This window comes from Polynucleobacter sp. UB-Tiil-W10 (genome assembly GCF_018881605.1).
Lineage (GTDB): Bacteria > Pseudomonadota > Gammaproteobacteria > Burkholderiales > Burkholderiaceae > Polynucleobacter.
In genome coordinates this window covers 1,700,284-1,723,403 of sequence record NZ_JACVPZ010000001.1, presented here as the reverse complement: position 1 = coordinate 1,723,403, position 23,120 = coordinate 1,700,284, and the positions used below count along the sequence as shown (strand labels likewise).

Annotated in this window: 22 protein-coding genes; 7 read left to right on the top strand and 15 right to left on the bottom strand. The window is 47.0% G+C overall.

Going from position 1 to position 23,120, the window contains the following annotated elements:
* Positions 1–32: 32 nt before the first annotated feature.
* From tilS to cysS, 4 genes are read right to left on the bottom strand one after another with little or no spacing between them, the layout of a single operon-like run.
* Positions 33–1,367 carry a tRNA lysidine(34) synthetase TilS gene (gene tilS, locus ICN33_RS08825; RefSeq protein WP_216196229.1) on the bottom strand — a complete coding sequence of 445 codons (1,335 nt, stop codon included), beginning with the start codon at positions 1,365–1,367 and terminating at the stop codon, positions 33–35.
* Complete coding sequence (locus ICN33_RS08820; protein WP_216196228.1) at positions 1,333–2,304, bottom strand: acetyl-CoA carboxylase carboxyltransferase subunit alpha; 972 nt, start codon at positions 2,302–2,304, stop codon at positions 1,333–1,335. Before ICN33_RS08820 ends, tilS begins: the two co-directional genes overlap by 35 nt.
* 9 nt (positions 2,305–2,313) lie before the next feature.
* Entirely contained in the window at positions 2,314–2,982 is a 669-nt protein-coding gene (locus tag ICN33_RS08815) for a DNA-3-methyladenine glycosylase (RefSeq protein ID WP_216196227.1), read from the bottom strand.
* On the bottom strand, positions 2,982–4,403 hold the full coding sequence (cysS, locus tag ICN33_RS08810) for a cysteine--tRNA ligase (RefSeq protein WP_216196226.1): 1,422 nt from the start codon (positions 4,401–4,403) through the stop codon (positions 2,982–2,984). The genes ICN33_RS08815 and cysS overlap by 1 nt, the downstream gene beginning before the upstream one ends.
* Positions 4,404–4,490: 87 nt before the next feature.
* Between cysS and ICN33_RS08805 the strand changes: the two genes are divergently transcribed.
* Genes ICN33_RS08805 through ICN33_RS08795 form a run of 3 tightly spaced genes read left to right on the top strand, consistent with a single transcriptional unit; the run spans position 4,491 to position 6,656 of the window.
* Complete coding sequence (locus ICN33_RS08805) at positions 4,491–5,399, top strand: M48 family metallopeptidase (RefSeq protein WP_255530773.1); 909 nt, start codon at positions 4,491–4,493, stop codon at positions 5,397–5,399.
* On the top strand, positions 5,374–5,877 hold the full coding sequence (locus ICN33_RS08800; RefSeq protein WP_216196224.1) for a peptidylprolyl isomerase: 504 nt from the start codon (positions 5,374–5,376) through the stop codon (positions 5,875–5,877). The genes ICN33_RS08805 and ICN33_RS08800 overlap by 26 nt, the downstream gene beginning before the upstream one ends.
* On the top strand, positions 5,874–6,656 hold the full coding sequence (locus ICN33_RS08795; protein WP_216196223.1) for a UDP-2,3-diacylglucosamine diphosphatase: 783 nt from the start codon (positions 5,874–5,876) through the stop codon (positions 6,654–6,656). The genes ICN33_RS08800 and ICN33_RS08795 overlap by 4 nt, the downstream gene beginning before the upstream one ends.
* Before the next feature lie 24 nt (positions 6,657–6,680).
* Here ICN33_RS08795 and ICN33_RS08790 read toward each other — a convergent pair whose 3' ends face one another.
* Complete coding sequence (locus ICN33_RS08790; protein WP_216196222.1) at positions 6,681–7,469, bottom strand: inositol monophosphatase family protein; 789 nt, start codon at positions 7,467–7,469, stop codon at positions 6,681–6,683.
* 142 nt (positions 7,470–7,611) lie between these two features.
* On the opposite strand from ICN33_RS08790, the gene ICN33_RS08785 reads away from it, so the two are divergent.
* Together ICN33_RS08785 and cysE are read left to right on the top strand one after the other, a co-directional pair.
* Entirely contained in the window at positions 7,612–8,364 is a 753-nt protein-coding gene (locus ICN33_RS08785) for an RNA methyltransferase (protein WP_216196221.1), read from the top strand.
* Between the two features lie 23 nt (positions 8,365–8,387).
* Positions 8,388–9,152 carry a serine O-acetyltransferase gene (gene cysE / locus ICN33_RS08780; protein ID WP_216196220.1) on the top strand — a complete coding sequence of 255 codons (765 nt, stop codon included), beginning with the start codon at positions 8,388–8,390 and terminating at the stop codon, positions 9,150–9,152.
* A gap of 78 nt (positions 9,153–9,230) precedes the next feature.
* Here cysE and ICN33_RS08775 read toward each other — a convergent pair whose 3' ends face one another.
* Positions 9,231–9,827, bottom strand: coding sequence for a peptidylprolyl isomerase (locus tag ICN33_RS08775; protein WP_216196613.1), 597 nt, complete (start codon positions 9,825–9,827; stop codon positions 9,231–9,233).
* Between the two features lie 38 nt (positions 9,828–9,865).
* On the opposite strand from ICN33_RS08775, the gene ICN33_RS08770 reads away from it, so the two are divergent.
* Positions 9,866–11,098 (top strand): cupin domain-containing protein, encoded by a 1,233-nt coding sequence (locus ICN33_RS08770; protein ID WP_216196219.1) that lies wholly within the window; start codon positions 9,866–9,868, stop codon positions 11,096–11,098.
* 109 nt (positions 11,099–11,207) lie between these two features.
* Entirely contained in the window at positions 11,208–11,381 is a 174-nt protein-coding gene (locus ICN33_RS08765; RefSeq protein WP_216196218.1) for a hypothetical protein, read from the top strand.
* A 60-nt stretch (positions 11,382–11,441) separates the two neighbouring features.
* Here ICN33_RS08765 and bamC read toward each other — a convergent pair whose 3' ends face one another.
* From bamC to ICN33_RS08720, 9 genes are all read right to left on the bottom strand, one after another.
* Positions 11,442–12,590 (bottom strand): outer membrane protein assembly factor BamC, encoded by a 1,149-nt coding sequence (gene bamC / locus ICN33_RS08760; RefSeq protein WP_216196217.1) that lies wholly within the window; start codon positions 12,588–12,590, stop codon positions 11,442–11,444.
* A complete protein-coding gene (dapA, locus tag ICN33_RS08755) occupies positions 12,587–13,459 on the bottom strand; it encodes a 4-hydroxy-tetrahydrodipicolinate synthase (protein ID WP_216196612.1) in 873 nt (290 codons plus the stop codon). The genes bamC and dapA overlap by 4 nt, the downstream gene beginning before the upstream one ends.
* 77 nt (positions 13,460–13,536) lie before the next feature.
* Positions 13,537–14,100, bottom strand: coding sequence for a bifunctional 2-polyprenyl-6-hydroxyphenol methylase/3-demethylubiquinol 3-O-methyltransferase UbiG (locus tag ICN33_RS08750; protein ID WP_255530769.1), 564 nt, complete (start codon positions 14,098–14,100; stop codon positions 13,537–13,539).
* A gap of 9 nt (positions 14,101–14,109) precedes the next feature.
* Complete coding sequence (locus tag ICN33_RS08745; protein WP_216196216.1) at positions 14,110–15,312, bottom strand: tryptophan--tRNA ligase; 1,203 nt, start codon at positions 15,310–15,312, stop codon at positions 14,110–14,112.
* Between the two features lie 45 nt (positions 15,313–15,357).
* On the bottom strand, positions 15,358–16,206 hold the full coding sequence (locus ICN33_RS08740; RefSeq protein WP_216196215.1) for a 3',5'-nucleoside bisphosphate phosphatase: 849 nt from the start codon (positions 16,204–16,206) through the stop codon (positions 15,358–15,360).
* A gap of 9 nt (positions 16,207–16,215) precedes the next feature.
* Positions 16,216–17,319, bottom strand: coding sequence for a cell division protein ZapE (gene zapE, locus ICN33_RS08735; protein WP_216196214.1), 1,104 nt, complete (start codon positions 17,317–17,319; stop codon positions 16,216–16,218).
* Positions 17,320–18,756 carry a dihydrolipoyl dehydrogenase gene (gene lpdA / locus ICN33_RS08730; RefSeq protein ID WP_216196213.1) on the bottom strand — a complete coding sequence of 479 codons (1,437 nt, stop codon included), beginning with the start codon at positions 18,754–18,756 and terminating at the stop codon, positions 17,320–17,322.
* Positions 18,757–18,768: 12 nt separating this feature from the next.
* Positions 18,769–19,962, bottom strand: a complete 1,194-nt coding sequence (gene odhB / locus ICN33_RS08725; protein ID WP_216196212.1) for a 2-oxoglutarate dehydrogenase complex dihydrolipoyllysine-residue succinyltransferase — start codon at positions 19,960–19,962, stop codon at positions 18,769–18,771.
* A 48-nt stretch (positions 19,963–20,010) separates the two neighbouring features.
* Complete coding sequence (locus tag ICN33_RS08720) at positions 20,011–22,866, bottom strand: 2-oxoglutarate dehydrogenase E1 component (protein ID WP_216196211.1); 2,856 nt, start codon at positions 22,864–22,866, stop codon at positions 20,011–20,013.
* Positions 22,867–23,120 lie beyond the last annotated feature (254 nt).

The window sequence follows — 23,120 nt, the reverse complement described above, 5'->3', positions numbered from 1 at the left end:
AGGAAATGAATCCTTGAGGGTCTAAAAAGGGCTTATTTTACAGGGTTTTGTACCCATTCCAGGATCACTCGCTTACCCGAGGCAATCAGATGTGGATAGCTAAGCCCAATACCCGCTACAGCAATCAATTCATCATGGATGTAGAGCAAAGGTGCCTGACGCTCCCATGGCGGGATATCAGCCTCTTGGTAGAGGTTTTTGAGGCTTTTACGGGGCGTCTTGGGTTTAATCTGAATCTTCTCTGAGCCAAGGCGTTCTCTCAGGCTAATCTGATTGCTCTCTTGGGCTACTTTTACCCAATCTGCAGGAAGGCCCATTTTCTTAGAGTTGGCTGGCAATGCTTTGATAACCCAGCGCCCTTCATCTGTTTTTGCTACCTGTAGCAGTCCGCGCCACAGGTAAATCTTCCGAGCATCATGCAACCACTCAAGTCTTGCGTCTGCTTTGACATGAGCAAGATCACGCCACCAAGCTTGCAAACGTTCTTGAGAGGGCATGGCCAACTGTTGGGTTTGCAACCAATATCTCAGAACATTATTTGCGGCTGGTAAATCTTGATTGGCCAAAGCGAGCAGTGGTGCTACTTTTAATTGGCCTTTGCTGAGAATGCTTTTGCCATCTTGCGTTGCTAGTCGGTTCAGTAGAACTTGCGCCTCGCCAAGTAGCTCTGCGCTCCGTGCCATATTTGCTAATGCTTCTGGCTGAATGCTTACTAAAGCAGGAATGACTTTTTTACGTACCGCATTGCGCCGGTATTGAAGATCTTGATTGCTGGGGTCTTCAATCCATTTGAGCTGATGTTCTTTGGCATAAGCCTCAAGCTCTTGCCTACTTTGATTCAAGAGTGGTCGCCAAAGAGTAAGGCTTTGATTACGAGAGGTTCCTCTACCGAATTCTCTATTCAGCGGCATCCCAGATAACCCAGCAACACCAGAACCCCTTAGGAGCTGCAGAAGAACGGTTTCAGCTTGGTCGTTTTGATGATGCGCTAAGAGCAAGTCTTCAATGCCATACTCTTCGCAAAGATCGCTGAGCGCTTCGTAACGCCCTGCTCTTGCTCTAGCCTCAATATTGCCTTGCTCGCCAGAGTTATCTAGATGCAGGAGTCGAAAATCAAAATGAATCTGATATTTTTTTGCTAGCTTCTCACAAAAAACAAGCCAATCATCAGCAGGCTTTTGTAAGCCATGATGAATGTGAAATGCGAAGATCTGGTTTTTGGCTTGGTTTTTGTTTTGTGTTGCTGCTTTAGTTTGCGCCTTGCAAACCGTATCGAGCAAAACAACCGAATCGAGGCCACCACTTAAGGCAACCGCAATTCGTTTTCCGGGTTTAGGACTTTGCTGTAATTTCCTTGAACTTGCCATAGCTCATCAAACGATCATGACGACGCTCAAGCAATGCATCTACTTTCATGCCGTCAAAAGTTTTTAAAGATTCAGCAAGTGCTTTACGCATATTGCTCATCATATTGTCGTAATCACGATGCGCACCACCAATTGGCTCAGCCACAATCTTGTCAATCAGGCCTAAAGTTTTTAGGCGTTGCGCCGTTAAGCCTAACTGCTCTGCAGCCTCCGGAGCCTTATCGGCTGTCTTCCACAGAATGGAAGCACAACCCTCAGGGGAGATTACCGAGTAAGTAGAGTTTTGCAACATCAAGACTACGTCACCCATGGCAATTGCTAAAGCACCACCAGAGCCACCTTCACCAATAATGGTGGCGATGATAGGTACTTCGAGTTCTGCTTGCACGTATAGGTTACGGCCAATCGCTTCGGATTGATTGCGCTCTTCTGCATCAATGCCAGGGAATGCGCCCGGTGTATCAACGAAGGTGAAAACCGGAATACCAAACTTTTCGGCAAGACGCATCAGGCGCATTGCTTTGCGATAACCTTCAGGACGACTCATGCCGAAGTTTCTGAGAGCGCGCTCTTTGGTATCGCGCCCCTTCTGATGGCCGATCACCATACAGGGTTGGTTTTCAAAACGGGCTAAGCCACCGATGATCGATTGATCATCTGCAAAAGTACGATCACCATGCAACTCGTGAAAGTCTGTAAATAAGGCGCCAACGTAATCTAGGGTGTAAGGACGCTGCGGATGGCGCGCCACTTGAGATACCTGCCAAGGAGTGAGATTGGCATAAACGTCTTTAGTCAGCTGCTGACTTTTTTCAGCAAGCGTTTTAATCTCATCGGAGATGTCTACCGATGACTCATCTTGCACAAAACGCAGCTCTTCAATCTTTGACTCTAATTCGGCGATTTGCTGCTCAAAATCCAGGAAAGTCGTTTTCATAGTCTGATTTTAATATTCAACTGGGATTGGGTCGATACTTCTCCACATATACCAGGTGGCAACCGTACGCCAAGGCGCCCAATTTGCCGCCACCTCACGGGCCTCATGGCGGCTGACAGGCTCGCCACTGAAGTAATTGAGGGAGATGGCCTTAATCAGGCCAACGTCGTCTAAGGGCAGGATATTGGGGCGAACCATATTGAAAATGAGGAACATTTCGGCAGTCCAACGACCAATTCCCCGAATTGAGCTCAATTCCTTGATAACGCTCTCGTCATCCATGTCTTTCCACTGGTTAGCATGCAAGCGACCAGAATCAAAGTGGTCCGCTAAATCTCGGATGTACTCGACCTTACGACCAGATAAACCAGCAGCGCGCAATTCTTCTATTGTGAGTGCCAGGATATTTTTAGGGGTCACTTTCTTTTTGCTAGCAGCAAGCACCCTATTCCAAACCGATTGCGCCGCCGCTACTGAAATCTGCTGCCCAACAATTGATCTTGCCAGTGTATTAAACGCATCGCCACGGGTGACTAAAAATCCAGATCCATACTTCGGGATAATTTTTTTGAGAATGCGGTCTTGCTTCATCAACTCCTTACAAGCCTGCTCCCAATAATCTGGGGCAACTTCTTGCAAGATGGATTCTGCTGCTGTTTTTTCTTTCACTGCTGTCATTAAGCCCTACGCCATTCTGTTAAGCCGCCGGGTTTATCTTCTAGAACAATCCCTTGTTCTAATAATGTTTTACGAATCATGTCAGCTTTAGCAAAGTCTTTTCCCTGCTTAGCAGCCACACGCTCTGCAATCTGTTCTTCAATTTGCGCTGGGCTTAAGCCTTCTTGATCTTTAGACCCCGCTTGCAAAAATGCCGTGGGATCACGTTGCAAGAAATTCAATGAAGCGCCCAGTGCCTTCAATATATTGGCAAGCGCTTGTTTTTCATCGCCTTGCGCGCGGTTGACTTCACTTGCCAGATCAAACAAGACTGCAATCGCTTCGGGCGTATTGAAGTCGTCATTCATCGCAGTGGCAAAGCGCGTTGCCCACGGATTATTAGGGTCCAGTGCAATTGCCTGTGCCTTAGGTCCTTGAGCCAAGGCAGTGTATAGACGGGCCAAGCCAGAACGGGCCTCTTCTAATTGCGCATCGCTGTAATTAATTGGACTACGGTAATGCGCCTTCAACATGAAGAAACGCAGTACCTCTGGATCAAAACTTTTTAAAACATCCCGGATTAAAAAGAAGTTGCCTAAAGACTTAGACATCTTCTCTTCGTTTACGCGGATGTGCCCGTTATGCATCCAGTAGTTAACAAACGGAGCATCATCTTCTTTGCGATCTTTGCCATACAGGGCACCTTCGCTTTGAGCGATTTCATTTTCATGGTGCGGGAACTGTAAATCAGCGCCACCGCCATGGATATCAAAGTGCTCACCTAGCAAATCACACGACATTGCCGAACATTCGATGTGCCAACCTGGACGACCTACACCCCAAGGGGATTGCCAACGAGTATCTTCTGGCTCTTCTGGCTTGGCGCTTTTCCATAAAACAAAATCGAGCGGATCACGTTTGCCATCCCCTACTGCTACACGTTCGCCAGCATTGAGTTCATCTAGCGTCTTACCAGATAGTTGACCGTATCGCGGCAGTAAGCGCACAGCAAAATTGACATCGCCATCATTCGCTTGGTATGCCAATTCATTTTCAATCAATTTGCCAATCATGCCCTGCATCTGCGCGATGTAGTCGGTGGCCCGCGGCTCCTGATCGGGACGTATTAAACCCAACTCGTCAGAGTCGGCGTGCATAGCGCCAATAAAGCGATTAGTTAATGCAGAAATGGTCTCGCCATTCTCGATAGCGCGGTTGATGATTTTGTCGTCAATATCCGTGATGTTGCGTACATACTGCACTTCATAGCCGCTATCCCTGAGCCAACGAACCACCATATCAAAGACAATCATGACCCTAGCGTGGCCAATATGGCAAAAGTCATAGACCGTCATACCGCAGACGTACATCTTCACCTTGCCCGGTACGATGGGCTGAAAGACCTGTTTTGAACGACTTAGGGTGTTATAGATTTGCAGCATAGGGCTATAAAGGTGGGGCAAGTAGCGCCAATTTGTTAGACTGAGCGCTGAGTATATCGAATGAGCCCGTTTCACACCCCTTCCTCTATGTCCCACAACGTCCCAGCGCCACGTCCAGCCCTCAGTAAGGTCTTAGCTCCAGCTTTTGCTTCTTTGGCATTTTTGGCGCTGATGACAGGCTGTAGTACCCCCGCCCAGCAACGTGCTGATTCGGAAATTCGGGCTTTAAATGCCCAGGAAACCAGCTCAACCCAAGCTGCGCCTCAACCCTATTTGGGTGGCTACAGCCCGACTGACCCACCTAGACTGTCTGCTGATATGGGCTACGACCCATTAAACCCAGAGCTCTCAGAGACTGTTGGGGTTCCATTTTTATCCTTCTTGATTATTGAGCCTGATCCGATCACCAAGAACGCCGTTCCATCTGAGGTCGAAAAACTCATTAAGGCGCGCAAGTATCAAGACGCAGTTACTCAAATCAATGTGGATCTTAAGAAGACTCCGCGTAATGTGCAATTGCGTTTTGTAAAAGCGCGCTTACAAATTGAGATGCGTCAGTTTGATCAAGCCAAAAAGACTTTGATTGAAATTACCCAGCAGTTTCCAGAGCTACCTGAGCCTTACAATAATTTGGCAGCGATTGCTGCGAACCAAGGTCAATGGATTGAAGCACGAGATTATTTAGAGCTGGCATTAAAACTGCGCCCTAGTTATGCCATTGCCTCAGCCAATTTAGGTGAGATCTATATTCGCCTTGGTGCGCAAGCTTATGAAGATGCTGCCAAAAATGTCCAGTTAAATCAACGTCAGTATTCCAACCGCGCGAAGGCGCTGCTAGAAATATTGAAGCCTCCCGCAAAGCGTTCTATTAATCCCGCAGTGAATCCTGCAGTAAATTCAACTCCGAATACTTCGGGCTCTCTGCCGAGCAATAACCCATCCACTAACCTTCCAGAAAGTAGATCCAATAATGGCGAAAGTACTCTTAAAAACTAACAAGGGTGATATCACCCTCACCCTTGATGTAGCTAAGGCACCTAAAAGCGTTGCTAATTTTTTGCAATATGTAAAAAGCGGTCATTACGATGGCACGATTTTCCATCGCGTGATTGATAACTTCATGGTTCAAGGTGGCGGCATGACTGCTGGCATGAAACAAAAGCCAACAGGCGCTGAGATTGAAAACGAAGCTAACAACGGCCTGAAGAATGATCGTTACACCGTAGCAATGGCTCGCACTAGCGATCCTCACTCTGCTACCGCCCAATTTTTCATCAACGTCAATGACAATGATTTCTTAAACCATACCGCTCCTAATGCTCAAGGTTGGGGCTATGCAGTATTTGGCAAAGTCACAGATGGTATGGATGTTGTCGATACGATTCGCAAGGTCAAGACCAGTAGTTCTGGCTTTCATCAAGACGTTCCTGCTGAAGATGTTGTCATCGAGAAAGCTACCGTTCTCGAGGAATGATTCCGCAATACGCGAGCGCACTGCTCATATCAGATTTGCACCTCACGCCGTCAATGCCCTTGACGGCGCAACGCTTTTTTGACTTCTGCGAGAAAGAAGCTCCCAAAGTCGAGGCCGTATTTATTCTGGGTGATTTATTTGAATATTGGATAGGTGATGATGCTGCTGCATCCTCACCTTTCCAGCAAGAAGTGCAGCGTGCAATTGCGAGCCTTTCTACAAAAGTAAAAACGTATTACCTACATGGCAATCGGGATTTTTTAATCGGTAAAAGTTTTATTAAAAAAACGGGCATGACTCTCTTGTCAGATCCAAGCGCAGTAGAGATTGCTTCGCAAAAATGGGTACTCGCCCATGGTGATGCTTTATGTACTGCAGATACTGGTTATCAAGTATTTCGTAACTGGGTTAGAAAGCCGTGGATACAAAAAATCTTCTTAGGCCTGCCACTCAATTGGCGCAAAGGCATTGCCCATCATCTGCGCAGTAATAGTCATAATCAATATCAAGCTACGCAACGCTCCGAGTCACACCAACGCAAAATGGATGTCACACAACAAGCATGCGCCGCTGTATTGAGAGAGCAATCTGGTGACAGATTGATTCATGGGCATACGCACATGCCAGCGCATCATGAGGAATTGATGGGTACACAGACCTGGCAACGCTGGGTTTTATCAGACTGGGATTTAGATCACCCTGAGAGCCTGCGCCCTCGGGCAAGCGCCCTTTTAATAGATAGCGCTGGAGTGCGCTATCTAGATCTTATTAAGCACTGATTAAAAAACGAATTAAGAAGTGAATTAAGAAACTGAGTATTTTGAAAGTGACTGCACCATCTGCGCAAAGATGCGTGGATTTGCCGCCATGACTTCACCGCTTTTCAGAAAACCTTCTTCGCCGCGATAGTTGCCAATCAATCCACCCGCTTCAGTAATCAGCAAAGCGCCTGCTGCCATATCCCATGGCTTGAGATCGCTCTCAAAGAAACCATCGTAACGACCGGCTGCAACATATGCCAAATCCAATGAAGCAGCTCCTGGACGACGCAAACCCGCACATTGGCGTGTCATCTCGCCAAAAATCTTTAAATATTTTTCCAAATCTTGATCTTCACGATACGGGAAGCCAGTACCCAACAAAGCATTCGTTAAACGATCTTGGGAAGCTACACGTAAACGCCGACGGTCCAAATACGCGCCTGCACCACGTGTCGCGGTAAACAATTCATCGCGGGTTGGGTCATAGACAACCGCTTGTTGAATAACCCCATTTACTGCAAGCGCAATTGACACTGCATATTGTGGAAAGCCATGAATGAAATTGGTTGTGCCATCTAAGGGATCAATGATCCAGACGTTTTCTGCATCCGCATTTTGCTCGCCTGTTTCTTCAGCCAAAAATCCATGGGTTGGATAGGCTTCGCTCAGCGTTTCTATGATGGCCACTTCTGCGGCTTTGTCCACCTCGGTTACAAAATCGTTATGTTGCTTACGGTCAACCTGCAAGCGCTCCAAATTCAAAGAAGCACGATTGATGACTGTTCCAGCGCGACGGGCGGCCTTGACGGCCACATTTAACATGGGATGCATAGTATTGATGGACAAATTAAATAAGAACAAGCTCCTTGTATTGCCTACAACTAGGGTAAATTGAATGACAATACGAAGCTAACAGATTGATTCTAAACGATTAGCGTCCATTACATCCCATTAACCCCTTCTTAGTGCATTGATGAATATCTATACAGCCGAATTACTTCGTTGGGTTTTAGTCGAAACCAGCCATCCTGGAAACGTCGGCTCAGCCGCGCGCGCCCTCAAAACCATGGGCTTTAGCGATCTACGCCTCATCAATCCCAAGATCAAAGGCATGGCGGCAAATGCTGAAGCGATTGCTCTGGCTAGCGGTGCTGTAGATATCCTAGAGGGGTCCTCTGAAACAGATGCCTTAGCTTCCGCCGTAGAAGGATGCTCTCTTGTGCTGGGTCTCACTAGCCGTGATCGGGAATTTGGGCCACCAGCCCTCGACTGGGAAAATGCCCGCTCCTTAATAGCAGATACGACCTCAGGGGGAAGAAAGGTTGCCCTCCTCTTTGGACCAGAGAGGACGGGCCTGGATAACGATCATTTAGCCTTATGCACGCATAGGGTCTGGTTGGATGCCAATCCCGCCTACCCCTCGCTCAATCTTGCTCAAGCCTTAATGGTCTGCGCCTATACCCTCAGAGAAACGCTGCATCGGAATACCGACAAACCGCACTCGTTGGCCAACCGAGAAGAAAGGGCTGACTTTGCCGATCCCGCAGCCGTAGCGGCCATGCTGGAGCATTGGCGTGAAGGTCTGGAGGCAATAGGCTATTTAGACCCAGCGAACCCCAAGAAACTCATGCCCCGTATACAGGCCCTCTTTGCACGTAGTCGCCTGCATAAGGAAGAGATTGATCTTCTGCGGGGGATAGCAAAACAGATGCTCCTGAGAAAATAAGCACATCCCGTTAAAATCAAAACATGTCCAATCCATTCTTCGACCAAGTCGACTCCATCATCGCCAGAGACCCAGCAGCAAGAAATCGTCTCGAGGTCATCACCTGCTACCAAGGTTTACATGCCGTTTGGTTGCATCGTGTTTCCCATTTTTTATGGAATGTCGGCCTGAAATGGATTGCACGAGTACTTTCCATGTTTGCACGCTTTTTGACGGGTATTGAAATTCATCCTGGCGCAAAGATTGGTCACAGAGTTTTCCTAGATCATGGGCTTGGTATTGTGATTGGCGAGACAACTGAAATTGGTGATGACTGCACTATTTATCAGGGCGTTACCCTGGGAGGCACTTCGCTTTATAAAGGCGTTAAGCGCCACCCTACTCTTGGTAAAGGCGTTGTTATCAGTGCCGGCGCAAAAGTACTTGGCGGTTTTACTGTGGGCGATGGCGCACGCGTGGGTTCTAACGCAGTGGTACTAAAAGAGATTCCTGCAGGAGCTACTGCTGTTGGCATTCCGGCGCGGATTTTGCACCCGGACTTACCGCAAAGCCCAGATAGCAAAACAAAAGAATACTTTTCTGCTTATGGTGTTACACCCAATGTAGATGATCCTGTGTCGATGGCTCTAAAGGGTTTAATCGATGCAACGATCGAGCAAGAAGCAAAAATCGCAGCGCTAGAAAAAGCACTTGCGAAATTAAGTAATGCCCCTGCAGAGGCTGATGCTGTTGGCTCAAGCGATACCAAGCGCGATCTTGATGCTATTAAAGAATGGCTAAAAGAGTAGCGCTATCAGTATGGTGCGGAAGTAAAGTAAAGAAAAAGGAATAGCGTGCTATTCCTTTTTTGCATCTTGAGCGCGTGATTAATGCAGGGTGCGTGGACCGGTGCTATCACCGCCTAATGCGCTACCAGGAAACTCTTCATCATCGTCATCATCATTTGGCATGCCAAATGAAAAACTCTCGCCTCCTTCTGGATGACGATTTTCAATTTCATCATCTGTAGCAGCGCGAACATCTTCTACCTGAACCCAAAAACGCAATGCCATCCCTGCCAAAGGATGATTACCATCTAGCACTACTTGATTGTCTGCAACATCGGTAATCGTATAGATCAAAGGCTCGTCATCAGCATCTGCATCATCGGCGCTCGCGCCCTCCTCCGCATCTGGAATGCCTTCAAACTGCATGCCTACTTCTAGAGGCTCAGGAAAACGTGTGCGAGGCTCAATCTTTAAAAGCTCGGGGTCATACTCACCAAATGCCTCACTAGGCTCAAGCTGAATCGTAGCTTCATAACCAACATCTTGACCATCAAGCAAAGTCTCGATTTTAGGAAAAGTGCCTTCATAGCCGCCATGCAGGTATACCATCGGAGAATCTGGTTCTTCGATGACATTGTTTTGCGCATCGGTTAACTTATACCGAAGGGATACGATGGTATTTTTTTCAATCTTCATACGGGATTTATCGAACATTCGTTTTTAATCATTTATTTATGACCTCATTTTACTTGAGCAAACCTTACGATCCACCTCAGGCACCCACAAATCTCCCTTTAGATGAGTCCTGGGCCTTATTTGGAGGCATTAGCCCAGAGCAGTTCATGGGGCGCTATTGGCATAAAAAGCCCCTGCTTGTCCGTGGAGCGATTCCGGCATTCAAACTCTCTGCTCAGTCCGGAGAGTCCTTAGAGAGTCCTATACCCACTCAAGATTTACTCAAATTTGCCCTAGATGATGAGGTTGAGTCCCGCCTTGTGAAATCGAAGCCCTGGAGTTTTGATAGCGGCCCGCTGACCAAAAGGGCAATACCTTCAATTCATAAACCCGATTGGACTTTGTTATTTCAAGGGATGGAAGCGCATCACCCTGCAGCGGCAAAAATACTCTCTTGGTTTCGCTTTATTCCTGATGCCCGCCTTGATGACTTGATGATTAGCATTGCCGGTATTGGAGGTGGTGTTGGCCCACATTTTGACTCTTACGATGTCTTCCTGATTCAAATGTCTGGCAGAAGACAGTGGCGCATTTCGGAACAAAAAGATCTCAGCCTCAACCCAAATCTCCCCTTAAAAATTCTGCAGAACTTTAAACCGGAAGAAAATTGGATTCTGGAACCAGGCGATATGCTGTATTTACCGCCCCATATAGCTCATAATGGTATTGCCCTAGATGCTGGCTGTCAAACATGGTCAGTAGGATTTCGCTCGCCTAGCTTTAAAGAATTACTGCAAGAGGGTTTGTGGCGCTTAGCAGAGTCCTTGGAGGATATTCCTGCCCTAGAGGGCAAGTTTGCAGACCCAGAACAAGGCGCGACCCAGTCTGCCGAACAATTGCCTGATGAGCTCATCAAACAACTCAGATCCAAGCTCAAAGAGCTGAAACTAGACCAAATTGATGGGTTTCTACCGGGCATCACCGCCTACCTTTCGGAGCCTAAACAGCAAGCTTTCTTTGATGGCCCTGAAAATCCCCTGAATCCTAGAGAATTTTCAAAGAAGTTGGGCACTAGCAATCTGATCCCTCACCCAAAAACCCGTATTTTGAGTCTGGGGAAGCAGGTTTACTGCAATGGGGACAATATGGTTCAGGGTCAAAAGCCGGATATTGGACAGGCTTGGCAGACCTTGTCAGCTACTAAAATGCTTACAACAAGCAAACTCCCAAAGCTCGACAAATCTAGTCTTTATGAAGCCTATTTGGCTGGATGGCTAGTTTTTCAGCCCTAAATCCGGAGATGGATATAATATTTGCTGGAAACTACTTAGGGATAATCCCTTGGTATATCCGGAAAACAATTACCGGTAATTGTTGTTAATTTATTAAAGGAATTTACAAATGAAGAAGTCACTACTATTCGCTGCAATGTTAGCAATCGCCTTAGCTGCTTGCGGTAAAAAAGAAGAAGCAAAACCTGTTGAAGCTGCTCCTGCTGCACCTGCTGCTGAAGCTCCTGCTGCTGCTCCTGCTGCTCCTGCTGCTGAAGCTCCTGCTGCTGACGCTAAGAAGTAATCTTCTTCATGAAGAAAAAAAGCCGCTGAGAAGCGGCTTTTTTATTATCTGCAAAAACAATTACTGTGTTAATTGATCCGTTAGCAAGGTAAGCAACTGGAATCCAGCAGGTGTATTTTCTGGTTTGCCATCCGCATTCTGCACATAAACATTCGCAGAATTTTCTCCAGTGCTCTTCACAACAACCTGATATTTTTTAGCCTTCATACCAGATTCATCTTTGCTGCTAAAGAGATTAGAGAAGAAGCCTTTGGTATCTCCCAAGTCCTTCGGATTTACGTAACGAACATAGTAAACACCTGTGGAACGATTGCGATCTTCGACTGTGAAGTTAGAGCGATCTAAAGCCAATCCAATATCACGCCATGAGCGATCAAAACCAGCGCTCATCTCAATGTAGCCTTGGTTACTACCCTCTTGTACAAACTTGGCTTTTGGAGTTTTAGGACCCAAAGGCGCTGCAACCATAGCCTTAGCTTGCTCTTGAGTCATACCCAAGCGCTCCATCAAGCGAGCCAAAAATACTGCCTCTAACTCTGGGTCATTCGGACGAGAAGTCCAGATAGTGGACAAGCACGCACCAGTGGTGTCGGTGACGCATTTTTCAATCGCGCCACGTTGAGTAATGTAAATCTCTGTCTCACCAGGCTTAGAAACTTCTAAGCGTGTCTTGTATTTATCACGCTCGCCAGTGTCGTAAATTGAATCCAAGGCGCTACCAATAGCAGAGCGAATGAAATCTTGCGCAATCTTCGCGCGATTTTCAGCCCAGTCAGTTTCCATAATTCCGGTTGATGGAGAGTCAACAACCAAAAGGAAGCCGTTCTCTTGCCAAAAATCTTTCACTTGCGGATAGAGTTCAGGCGCTGGTTTTTCAACAACCAACCAACGACGCTCACCATCACGCGCTATACGCATACCCGGAATACCTGTCATCACGTTGCTACGCATCTGGGACGACTTCTTAACAGCAGCATTGTATTCAGACATGGTAGCCGTGCCGTCTTGAACAATATAGCGACGATCCGCTTGTGCAGTAATCAAGTCCGGTGGATATGACAGATTAGGTCCACGAACAGCGCCTGAGCTTTTGTAGTCAACCGTATCGTTACTGGTAACCGATTTACATGCCGTCAGCGCAGTAGATGCGATAAATATTAAAGCCAGAATCGATACATATCGACGCAATATTGAGAACAAATTCATCATAGTAGGTTGGCCTGTTTTAACGCTGCTTTTAAAGGCTCGCGCAAGGAATTGCTTAAGGGTGTTAATGGCAAACGAATGCCGGCAGTAATCTTACCCATCTCATGCAAGGCCCATTTAACAGGGATTGGGTTTGCTTCTGTAAACATTGCTTTATGTACTGCGATCAATTGATATTGAATTTCACGGGTTCTCTTCACATCATCTGACATGGCTGCAACACAGAGTTCATGCATCAAACGTGGCGCAATATTAGCGGTGACTGAGATATTCCCTTTGCCGCCCATGAGCATCAACATCGCAGCCGTTAAATCGTCGCCGGAAAATACTGAGAAATCTTGATGACCGGCGCGCTTAAGATCGTTAATTAACAAAGTTCCACGCTCTAGGCTACCTGTCGCCTCTTTAATTCCGATGATGCCCGGCACTCCTGCTAAACGCACTACGGTATCACCAGCCAAGTCAGCAACAGTTCTTCCAGGGACGTTGTACAAAATCACTGGTAAATCCACGGACTCAGCAATCTTTTTAAAGTGGGCAAACATTCCATCTTGGGTTGGCTTGTTGTAATACGGCACCACTTGCAAGCTGGCATCGGCACCAACCTGTTTAGCAAATTTGGTTAATTCAATCGCCTCAATCGTAGAGTTGCCACCTGTACCAGCAATCACCGGAATGCGTCCTGCGATCTGCTCCACGGTCACGCGAATCAATTCGCAATGTTCTTCAACAGAAACTGTGGGGGACTCGCCGCTAGTTCCAACGATGACAATACCGTCCGTACCTTCGGCAACGTGCCAGTCCAATAATGAACGCAAGCTGGGGTAATCCAAGCTGCCATCCTCGAACATCGGAGTAACAATAGCCGGCATGCTACCAGCGATGGGCTTTTTACTACCTTTGGAATGCGCTGAATTTGTCACCGAATATGCACCGATTTTTAGCTGTCTTAACCCTGAAATTGTAACGGAATGCGCTGTTTTAGCTCACCTTTTACAGCGCACAGGCGCTGAACCATAGCTGGTTTGGGCTGATCCACATAAATATCCTCAAAGGCTACCACCTTGAGCCCATGACGAGAGGCAAAAGTGAGCAATTCCCCTGGATTTAAGAGGAAATTAGGGTTGGATGGCTTGCCAAAATCCCCATTCCCTAGAGCAAAGGTTTCGTATATCAAAACCCCGTCTTTTTGCAGCATTTGGGGAAGCTCGTCCAGATATGGGCGATACAGATAGTTGGTGACTACGATAGCGCTAAATTCGGAACCAGCAAGAGGCCACTCAACCCCCTCAAGATCAAGGCATTGAGCAGTGATCAAGGGATTATTGAGCGCTTGAATTGCCGCAACATCCTGATCAACCGCAAGCACCTCATGACCCATACTGGCTATTAACTCAGAGTGCCGTCCAGAGCCACAGGCCAAATCTAATATCACTCCACCCTTTGGGGCAAGCGGTGCAAATCGCCTCACCCATGGAGAGGCACTCAAAATGGGATCATGTGCGCTAGGCAAGATCAAACCTCAATCGTAAGCAAGGCCCATTGCCTCACGAACCTCGCGCATGGTTTCTTGCGCAACCTTGCGGGCCTTATCGCAGCCGTCAGCAATAATCGAGCGCAATAAACTAGGGTCATCAAGGTACTTTTGTGCGCGCTCAAACATGGGTTGTTGCTCAGCCAGAATGGCATCAATTACAGGTTGCTTACACTCTAAGCAGCCAATACCTGCTGACTTGCATCCCTTATCAGCCCATTGTTTTGTCTCATCATTGGAGTAAACGGTATGCAACTGCCATACGGGACAACGCGCAGGATCGCCCGCATCAGTTCTGCGAACCCTCGCAGGATCAGTAGGCATCGTACGAATCTTTTTAATCACATCTTCCGGATTTTCACGAATGCTAATCGTATTGCCATAAGACTTGGACATTTTCTGCCCATCAATACCTGGCATGCGTGATGCTGTTGTCAGCAATGCTTGTGGTTCAGGCAGAATAATTTTGCGAGCACCCTCCAAGAAACCAAAGAGTCGTTCACGGTCAGCCATGGAAAGACTTTGTGCTTCATGCAATAAAGCCTTCGCTTGCTCCAAGGCCTCATCATCGCCACGCTCTTGGAAAGCGACGCGTAATTCCGCATACATCTTGGCACGCTTACTGCCTAATTTTTTAACTGCTTCTAACGCTTTTTCCTCAAAGCCAGGCTCACGTCCATATAAATAATTAAAGCGACGCGCTACTTCACGCGTCATCTCTACGTGCGGCACCTGATCTTCCCCTACCGGCACAAACTGCGCACGATAGATCAAAATATCAGCCGCTTGTAGCAATGGATAACCTAAGAAGCCATAGGTTTGGAGGTCTTTTTCCTTAAGCTTCTCGATTTGATCTTTATAGGTAGGCACCCTCTCGAGCCAGCCCAATGGGGTTCCCATGGAGAGCAATAAAAAGAGTTCGGCATGTTCAGGCACTTTGCTTTGAATAAACAAGGTTGCTTGATTTGGATCTACGCCTGTTGCCAACCAATCAATCACCATGTCCCATACGGATTGTTCAATCACATCCGGTGTCTCGTAATGCGTGGTTAATGCATGCCAATCAGCCACAAAAAAGAAGCAAGGATATTCTGACTGCAAGCGCACCCAGTTCTTTAAAACACCGTGGTAGTGACCCAGGTGCAAGCTACCGGTTGGTCGCATGCCAGAGAGAACGCGTTCAGCAAACATCTGTATTCTTTTTCTAAGTGGTTAAGTAGTTAAGGTATTTAATATTTAATGAAAAGCAGACCATACTGGAGTCAGATGGTCGGGCAAGTGTGGCAGTTTTCCGAGATCAGTATGACTCTCGTTCGGATCATGAAAATCTGAACCGCGAGAAGCTAAGAATCCATATTGCTGCGCAATCTTTCCATAAGTTTGATACTGATGAGGACTATGGCTACCCGTAATCACTTCAATAGCTAAGCCTCCTATATCTTTGAAGTGCTTATAGAGTTCATCCATCTGCATCGCATTAAGCTTATAGCGTCCAGGGTGTGCAATCACTGCAACACCACCAGCTGCTTTAATCCAAGCGACTGCATCATCAAGCGTTGCCCACAAATGGGGTACGTAGCCAGGCTTATCTTCAATTAAATAGTTTTTAAATACGTGCTCGGTATCTTTGCATACGCCCTGCTCCACGAGAAAGCGCGCAAAGTGTGTTCTCGAAATCAAGTCATGATTACCAGCAAAATGCAGAGCGCCCTCATAGGCACCAGGGATACCTGCTTTTAGTAATTGCTCGGCCATGAGTTTCGCGCGATTACCTCTGCCTTCACGCGTGCGTCGCAAGCCTTCGATAATTCCGGCATGTTCAGCATCAATTCCAAGACCAACGATATGAATAGTTTGACCCATCCAGGTTACGGAGATTTCTACGCCACCAAGATAATCAATACTTAATGCATTAGCCGCCTCGCGGGCACGCTTTTGACCGCCTAGCTCATCGTGATCGGTCAGTGCCCATAAATGCACACCATTTGCCTTGGCGCGCTCAGCTAATTCTTCAGGCGTCAAAGTTCCATCAGAAACCACTGAGTGGCAGTGTAAATCGGCATTTAGGGTTGAAAAGCTGCTCATGACCCTATTTTAGGTCAAGCTGGTATCAATTACCCGGCGCGGCGCATCTAGGTAGTCACGAGACTGCATCTCGATCAATCGGGACACGGTTCGAGAGAATTCAGCGGTAATTTGACCCTCGGTGTACAAATCCGGGGCTGGGACCTCGGCGGACATGATGAGCTTGATCTTATGGTCGTATAAGACGTCAATTAACCAAATAAAGCGGCGTGCTTCATTAGTCATTCTCGGGGGCATATAAGGCACCCCAGATAGGATGACCGTATGAAACTGATTGGAGATCTCTAGATAATCGTTTTGCGAGCGCGGGCCACAGCACAAGGTTTTGAAATCAAACCAAACCACACCATCTGCCATATGCAAGGGGCGCAATTCACGGGACTCAATATTTAAGACTGGATTACGAGCCTCTTTTTGATTGCCAATCAAGGTTTGAAACATTTGGCCAAGGGTTGCTTGCGTTTCTGCATTCACGGGAGTGAGGTAGGCTTCCACTTGCGCCATCTGTACGCGGCGGTAATCATTGCCGGCATCAACATTCAAGACATCGAGCTTTTCTTCTAGCAATTTAATCGCTGGTAATAATCGATCGCGATGCAATCCATTCGGATACAACTGATCCGGGCGATAGTTCGATGTCATCACAAACTGTACGCGATCTGCAAACAGCGCACTAAGCAAGCGATAGAGAATCATGGCATCGGCGATGTCATTGATATGAAACTCATCAAAGCAGATTAAGCGATAGCGATTAGCGATTCTCTTGGATAACTCATCCAATGGATCTGCCAATCCTGAGAGCTCATGCAATTCACGATGCACTTCACGCATAAATTCATGAAAATGAATGCGGATTTTCTTTTCTAATGGAGATGCCGCATAAAAGCAGTCCATGAGGAAAGATTTACCGCGACCCACTCCACCCCACAAATACAAGCCTCGGGGAAGTGTTGGTTTAAATATCTTTTTCTTTAAGCTATTGCTACGGATTTCTTTGTAAGCAATCCACTCGTCTTCACATTTCTGAAGACGCTCTACGGCGCGAAGCTGCGCGGGATCACTTTGATACCCGCGCGTCTTTAACTCTTGTTGGTAAAACTCAATGGTTTTCAATTACATATTTAATGCACGTGAGTCTGTCGCTAACGCTGCTTCGCGCATCACTTCAGACAAACTTGGATGTGCATGACAGATACGAGCAATATCTTCTGCTGCTGCTTTAAATTCCATTGCAACCGCTGCTTCAGCAATTAAGTCAGAAGCATTGGCGCCGATGATGTGTACGCCAAGAATTTCGTCTGTCTTAGCGTCAGCCAATACCTTAATGAAGCCATCGGCGCGACCCATGCCTAATGCACGGCCGTTAGCAGCAAATGGGAACTGACCCGCTTTATATGCAACGCCAGCTTCTTTAAGGGCTTGTTCAGTTTTACCAACCCATGCAATTTCAGGATCAGTGTAAATAACCCAAGGAATGCAGTTGTAATCGATGTGTGGTTTTTGACCAGCAATCACCTCAGCAACCAAAACACCTTCATCTTCGGCCTTATGTGCCAACATTGGACCGCGCACTACGTCACCCACTGCGTAAACGCCAGGCGCGCTAGTTGCACAAGTGTGATCATCAATTGGAATGAAACCGCGCTCATCCACTTTGAGGCCAATCTTGTCTAAACCCAATTTATCTGTGTTTGGCACACGACCAACAGAAACAATTAAACGATCGCATTCCAACTTGGCAGCCTTACCAGCGCTATCGGTGTAATTAACAACTACACCCTTCTTGTCTGCTTTGACATCGCCAATCTTCACGCCAGTATGAATATCTAAACCTTGTTTAGCAAAAAGCTTTTGCGCTTCTTTAGCAATGCCGATATCGCAAGCGCCTAAGAATGAAGGCATTGCTTCAAGGACGGTCACCTCAGCACCGAGACGGCGCCATACTGAACCCAACTCCAAGCCGATTACACCAGCACCGATTACACCTAATTTCTTGGGGGCAGAATCAAACTTGAGCGCACCTTCGTTATCGCAGATCAACACGTTGTCCACAGTAATACCAGGAAGATGACGCGCTTTAGAACCCGTTGCAATGATCACATTCTTTGCAGTAACCGTTTCTTTATCTTTGCCATCAATATTCACTTGATAACCGTCAGCGCCCTTACCTTCAAATGAAGCATGGCCTTTTAACAAAGTGATTTTATTCTTGCGGAACAAGTACTGAATGCCACCCGTCATTTTGGTAACGATGTCATCCTTACGAGCGATCATCTTTTTAGTGTCAATGCTAACCGCACCCACTTTAATGCCATGATCAGCAGCGTGATGGTTGATCTTTTCGAATTCTTCTGAAGATGCCAACAAAGCCTTGGATGGAATACAACCAACGTTTAAGCAAGTACCACCCAAACGTGGCTCACCCTTTGGATCATCATAAGAACTAGATTCAGCACAGGCAACTTTAAAACCAAGTTGCGCTGCACGAATTGCGGCGATGTAGCCACCAGGACCACCACCAATTACTACTACGTCAAAAGCTTGGCTCATGATCTACCCTTCTTACAAATCAAGGAGGAGACGTGAAGGATCTTCTAAAGCATCCTTCATGGCAACCAAACCAAGCACAGCCTCGCGACCATCGATGATGCGGTGATCGTATGACAAAGCTAAGTAGTTAATTGGGCGCACAACTACTTGACCATTTTCTACTACAGCACGGTCCTTAGTGGCGTGGATACCCAAAATAGCGGATTGTGGAGGATTGATAATTGGTGTGGAAAGCATTGAACCGAATACGCCACCGTTAGAGATGGAGAATGTGCCACCAGTTAACTCTTCAATCGACAATTTGCCTTCGCGCGCTTTAGTACCAAACTCAGCAATCTTCTTCTCAATATCAGCCAAATTCATTTGGTCAACATCACGCAAAATAGGAACTACTAAACCGCGTGGTGAACTCACTGCGATACCGATATCAAAGTAACCGTGATAAACGATGTCATTGCCATCAACCGAGGCATTCAAGAGCGGGTATTTCTTCAAAGCATGTGTAGCAGCTTTAACAAAGAAAGACATAAAGCCTAACTTCACGCCATGAGTCTTCTCAAACTGATCCTTGTATTTATTACGCAAGGCAATAACAGGGCCCATGTTGACTTCATTGAAGGTAGTCAAGATAGCGTTGTTTGCTTGAGACTCCAATAAACGCTCAGCAATACGCGCACGCAAACGACTCATTGGAACGCGCTCTTCTGGGCGATCGCCAGTTGGAATCGGAGCGCTTGGCAATGCAGCAGACTTAGCGCCACCAGCGCTAGCATTTAATGCGTCACCTTTAGTGATGCGGCCATCACGACCAGTGCCGGCAACTTGACCAGCATCGATATTTTTCTCTGCAAGGATTTTTGCTGCTGAAGGAGCGGCGGCTGCGCTAGATTTAGCAGCAGGAGCTGGAGCTGCTGCGGGTGCGGCAGCTGGAGCAGCTGCGGCGGCAGGAGCAGCAGCGGCTACAGCAGTGCTATCAATTTTTGCAATCAACTGCTCAGCAATTACAGTGCCGCCATCAGCAACAACGATTTCTGTCAAAACACCGGCTGAAGGCGCTGGAACTTCGAGAACCACTTTGTCAGTTTCAATTTCGATCAAGATCTCGTCTTGACCTACAGCGTCACCAACCTTCTTTTTCCATTGCAACAAAGTTGCTTCAGCAACTGACTCTGAGAGTTGTGGAACTTTAACTTCGAAAATAGCCATGATTAATCCTGTTTATATGTATGTGTGTATGTTTAGTGATGAAGACGATTATTTCGTGATCACGTAACCTTTGAGTTTGGCAAACGCCGCATTTAATAAAGACTTCTGCTGTTCTTGGTGGAGATGGGCATAACCACAAGCTGGTGATGCTGATGCAGGACGGCCTGCATAACCCAACTTCATGCCATCAGACATGTTCTCCAAGATGTTGTGCTGAACAAAGAACCAGGCACCTTGGTTTTGTGGCTCATCTTGACACCACACCACGTCTTCCAATTTTGGATATTTCTTCAACTCAGCAGTCAATGCTTTGTGCGGGAATGGATATAGCTGTTCCAAGCGAATGATCGCTACATCAGCAATCTTCTTCTCAGTGCGCTGCTTAACCAAATCGTAGTAGACCTTACCAGAGCACATTACTAAACGCGTAACTTGCTTTGGATCAATAGAGTCATCACGCTCACCGATGATGGTTTGGAAACCCCCTTTAGTGAACTCAGACAAAGGTGATGCAGCCTCTTTATTGCGCAACAATGATTTTGGAGTCATCAAGATCAGCGGTTTGCGGAACTGACGAATCATTTGGCGACGTAATACGTGGAAGATTTGCGCTGCAGTAGTTGGCTGAATGACCTGCATATTGGTATCAGCACACAACTGCATGAAACGCTCAAGACGTGCAGAGGAATGCTCTGGACCTTGGCCTTCATAACCATGCGGCAACATCATGACCAAGCCGTTAGCACGACCCCACTTCACTTCACCAGAGGCGATGAACTGGTCAATAACCACTTGAGCGCCGTTAGCAAAGTCACCGAACTGAGCCTCCCAGATTGTGAGGGTATTTGGTTCGGCTGCAGCATAGCCGTATTCAAAACCAAGAACAGCCTCTTCGGAAAGAATTGAGTCAATCACCACAAACGGCGCTTGATCTTTGGTCACATGCTGTAAAGCGATGTAAGTACCGGTGTCCCACTTCTCACGATTTTGTTCATGCAATACAGCATGACGATGAGTAAAGGTACCGCGGCCACTATCTTCACCTGATAAACGTACTGGGTAGCCGCTAGCAACCAAAGATGCGAAAGCCATGTGCTCGCCCATACCCCAGTCGATGTTGACTTCGCCACGACCCATTGCAGCGCGGTCGTTGTAGACCTTGGCAACCAATGGATGCGCCTTGAAACCTTCTGGAATAGTCGAAATCTTATCGGCCAAACGTTTCCACTCAGTTAATGGAATCGCTGTATCAGCCTCATCGGTCCACTTCTTATTTAAGAACGGAGACCAATCAACTGCAAACTTACCCTTGAAGTTACTCAAGACTGGATCAGAAGTTTGCTTACCTTCATCCATCGCAGCGCGGTACTCTTTAACCATGAGGTCGCCAGTACCAGCAGGCAATACGCCTTGAGTTTCTAACTTATCGGCATACAACTTCCGTGTGCCTGGGTGTGCAGCAATGATTTTGTACATCAAAGGCTGTGTCATTGCAGGCGTATCTTGCTCGTTGTGACCCAATTTACGGAAGCAAATAATGTCAACTGCAACGTCCTTATGGAACTTCATGCGGAACTCAACAGCTAACTTAGTCGCCAACACTACCGCTTCAGGATCATCACCATTAACGTGCAACACAGGAGCATCCACAATCTTCATGATGTCCGTGCAATACAAGCTTGAACGCAAGTCGCGCGGATCGGAGGTTGTGAAACCAATTTGGTTATTGATCACGATGTGCATAGTGCCGCCAGTGGAATAACCACGAACCTCAGACATCGCGAGTGTTTCTTGCATGACGCCCTGACCTGCAATCGCAGCGTCACCGTGAACCAACACTGGCATCACTTGCTCACCTAACATATCGCCACGACGCTCCATACGAGCACGTGCAGAACCTTCAACTACTGGGTTGACGATTTCTAAATGCGATGGGTTAAATGCCAATGACAAATGAACCGGACCGCCTGGAGTAGAAATATCGCTTGAGAAACCTTGGTGATACTTAACGTCACCAGCAGGCAATGTTTCTGGGCCCTTATGCTCAAACTCCGCAAATAGATCTGTGGGCATTTTGCCCAAGGTATTTACCAATACGTTGAGACGACCACGGTGGGCCATACCAATCACAATCTCTTGTATCCCTTTATTGCCAGAGTCACGAATCAACTCGTCCATACAGGCAATAAAGCTTTCACCACCCTCGAGTGAGAAACGCTTTTGACCAACGTACTTGGCCTGCAGGTAACGCTCTAAACCTTCAGCAGCAGTCACGCGATCTAAGATTTGGCGCTTCTCTTCCACATTAAATCGTGGTGTTGAGCGAATAGACTCTAATTTTTCTTGCCACCATTTCTTAATCTTCTGGTCAGCAATAAACATAAACTCGACACCAATCGTGCCGCAGTATGTTTCACGTAATGCCTGCAGCAAATCGCGCAAGGACATTTCGTTTCTGCCGAAGAATGTATTACTAGTATTGAAGACGATATCCATATCGCCATCAGTAAAGCCATAGAAAGCGGGATCTAACTCAGGAATGTCCTGGCGCTCTGTCCGCTTTAATGGATCTAAATTTGCCCAGCGATTGCCAACGTTACGATACGCGGCAATTAACTGCTGAACAGCAACGCGTTTGCGCCCCATCTCTGAGTCAGCCGAATCAGAAATCGTCCTGATAGGGCCCTGCTTAGCGCGCTCAGCAAATGAAGCAACAATCGGTCCGTGAGCAATGTCAGTTCGAGATGAACCGTCAACCGCTGGAACCTGTTTCACGTTATCGAAATAATCTCGCCAATGATCAGCTACAGAAGCTGGATCGTGCAAGTAGGATTCGTAGAGTTCCTCTACGTAGGGGGCGTTTCCGCCGAAGAGATAGGAATTATCTCTTTGATCCTGCATCATGATGCTCACCTTTCATCGGGTTTCCCGAATAAAAACTGTGGTTATAACCATCCGTTACACGGCTGTACCGTCTCACGAACTGATCTGTGCAAATACTGGTACTACGACAGTAATTTAACACGAATGCCCATAGGTACATAAAGGGCTTTCCCTGATTTATAGGGATTTTGGGGTATTTCCCTATTAAAGAGAATTAATAAGAACTTTCCTACCTCGCTTTAAAGGTTTGCTGACAGATCGAAATGATTTTGATT

Excerpts from the sequence above, each read along its gene's own strand:
- tilS (WP_216196229.1), bottom strand. The coding sequence starts at position 1,367 with ATGGCAAGTTCAAGGAAATTACAGCAAAGTCCTAAACCCGGAAAACGA.
- ICN33_RS08820 (WP_216196228.1), bottom strand. The coding sequence starts at position 2,304 with ATGAAAACGACTTTCCTGGATTTTGAGCAGCAAATCGCCGAATTAGAG.
- ICN33_RS08815 (WP_216196227.1), bottom strand. The coding sequence starts at position 2,982 with ATGACAGCAGTGAAAGAAAAAACAGCAGCAGAATCCATCTTGCAAGAA.
- cysS (WP_216196226.1), bottom strand. The coding sequence starts at position 4,403 with ATGCTGCAAATCTATAACACCCTAAGTCGTTCAAAACAGGTCTTTCAG.
- ICN33_RS08805 (WP_255530773.1), top strand. The coding sequence starts at position 4,491 with ATGTCCCACAACGTCCCAGCGCCACGTCCAGCCCTCAGTAAGGTCTTA.
- ICN33_RS08800 (WP_216196224.1), top strand. The coding sequence starts at position 5,374 with ATGGCGAAAGTACTCTTAAAAACTAACAAGGGTGATATCACCCTCACC.
- ICN33_RS08795 (WP_216196223.1), top strand. The coding sequence starts at position 5,874 with ATGATTCCGCAATACGCGAGCGCACTGCTCATATCAGATTTGCACCTC.
- ICN33_RS08790 (WP_216196222.1), bottom strand. The coding sequence starts at position 7,469 with ATGCATCCCATGTTAAATGTGGCCGTCAAGGCCGCCCGTCGCGCTGGA.
- ICN33_RS08785 (WP_216196221.1), top strand. The coding sequence starts at position 7,612 with ATGAATATCTATACAGCCGAATTACTTCGTTGGGTTTTAGTCGAAACC.
- cysE (WP_216196220.1), top strand. The coding sequence starts at position 8,388 with ATGTCCAATCCATTCTTCGACCAAGTCGACTCCATCATCGCCAGAGAC.
- ICN33_RS08775 (WP_216196613.1), bottom strand. The coding sequence starts at position 9,827 with ATGAAGATTGAAAAAAATACCATCGTATCCCTTCGGTATAAGTTAACC.
- ICN33_RS08770 (WP_216196219.1), top strand. The coding sequence starts at position 9,866 with ATGACCTCATTTTACTTGAGCAAACCTTACGATCCACCTCAGGCACCC.
- ICN33_RS08765 (WP_216196218.1), top strand. The coding sequence starts at position 11,208 with ATGAAGAAGTCACTACTATTCGCTGCAATGTTAGCAATCGCCTTAGCT.
- bamC (WP_216196217.1), bottom strand. The coding sequence starts at position 12,590 with ATGATGAATTTGTTCTCAATATTGCGTCGATATGTATCGATTCTGGCT.
- dapA (WP_216196612.1), bottom strand. The coding sequence starts at position 13,459 with ATGCCGGCTATTGTTACTCCGATGTTCGAGGATGGCAGCTTGGATTAC.
- ICN33_RS08745 (WP_216196216.1), bottom strand. The coding sequence starts at position 15,312 with ATGTTTGCTGAACGCGTTCTCTCTGGCATGCGACCAACCGGTAGCTTG.
- ICN33_RS08740 (WP_216196215.1), bottom strand. The coding sequence starts at position 16,206 with ATGAGCAGCTTTTCAACCCTAAATGCCGATTTACACTGCCACTCAGTG.
- lpdA (WP_216196213.1), bottom strand. The coding sequence starts at position 18,756 with ATGAGCCAAGCTTTTGACGTAGTAGTAATTGGTGGTGGTCCTGGTGGC.
- odhB (WP_216196212.1), bottom strand. The coding sequence starts at position 19,962 with ATGGCTATTTTCGAAGTTAAAGTTCCACAACTCTCAGAGTCAGTTGCT.
- ICN33_RS08720 (WP_216196211.1), bottom strand. The coding sequence starts at position 22,866 with ATGATGCAGGATCAAAGAGATAATTCCTATCTCTTCGGCGGAAACGCC.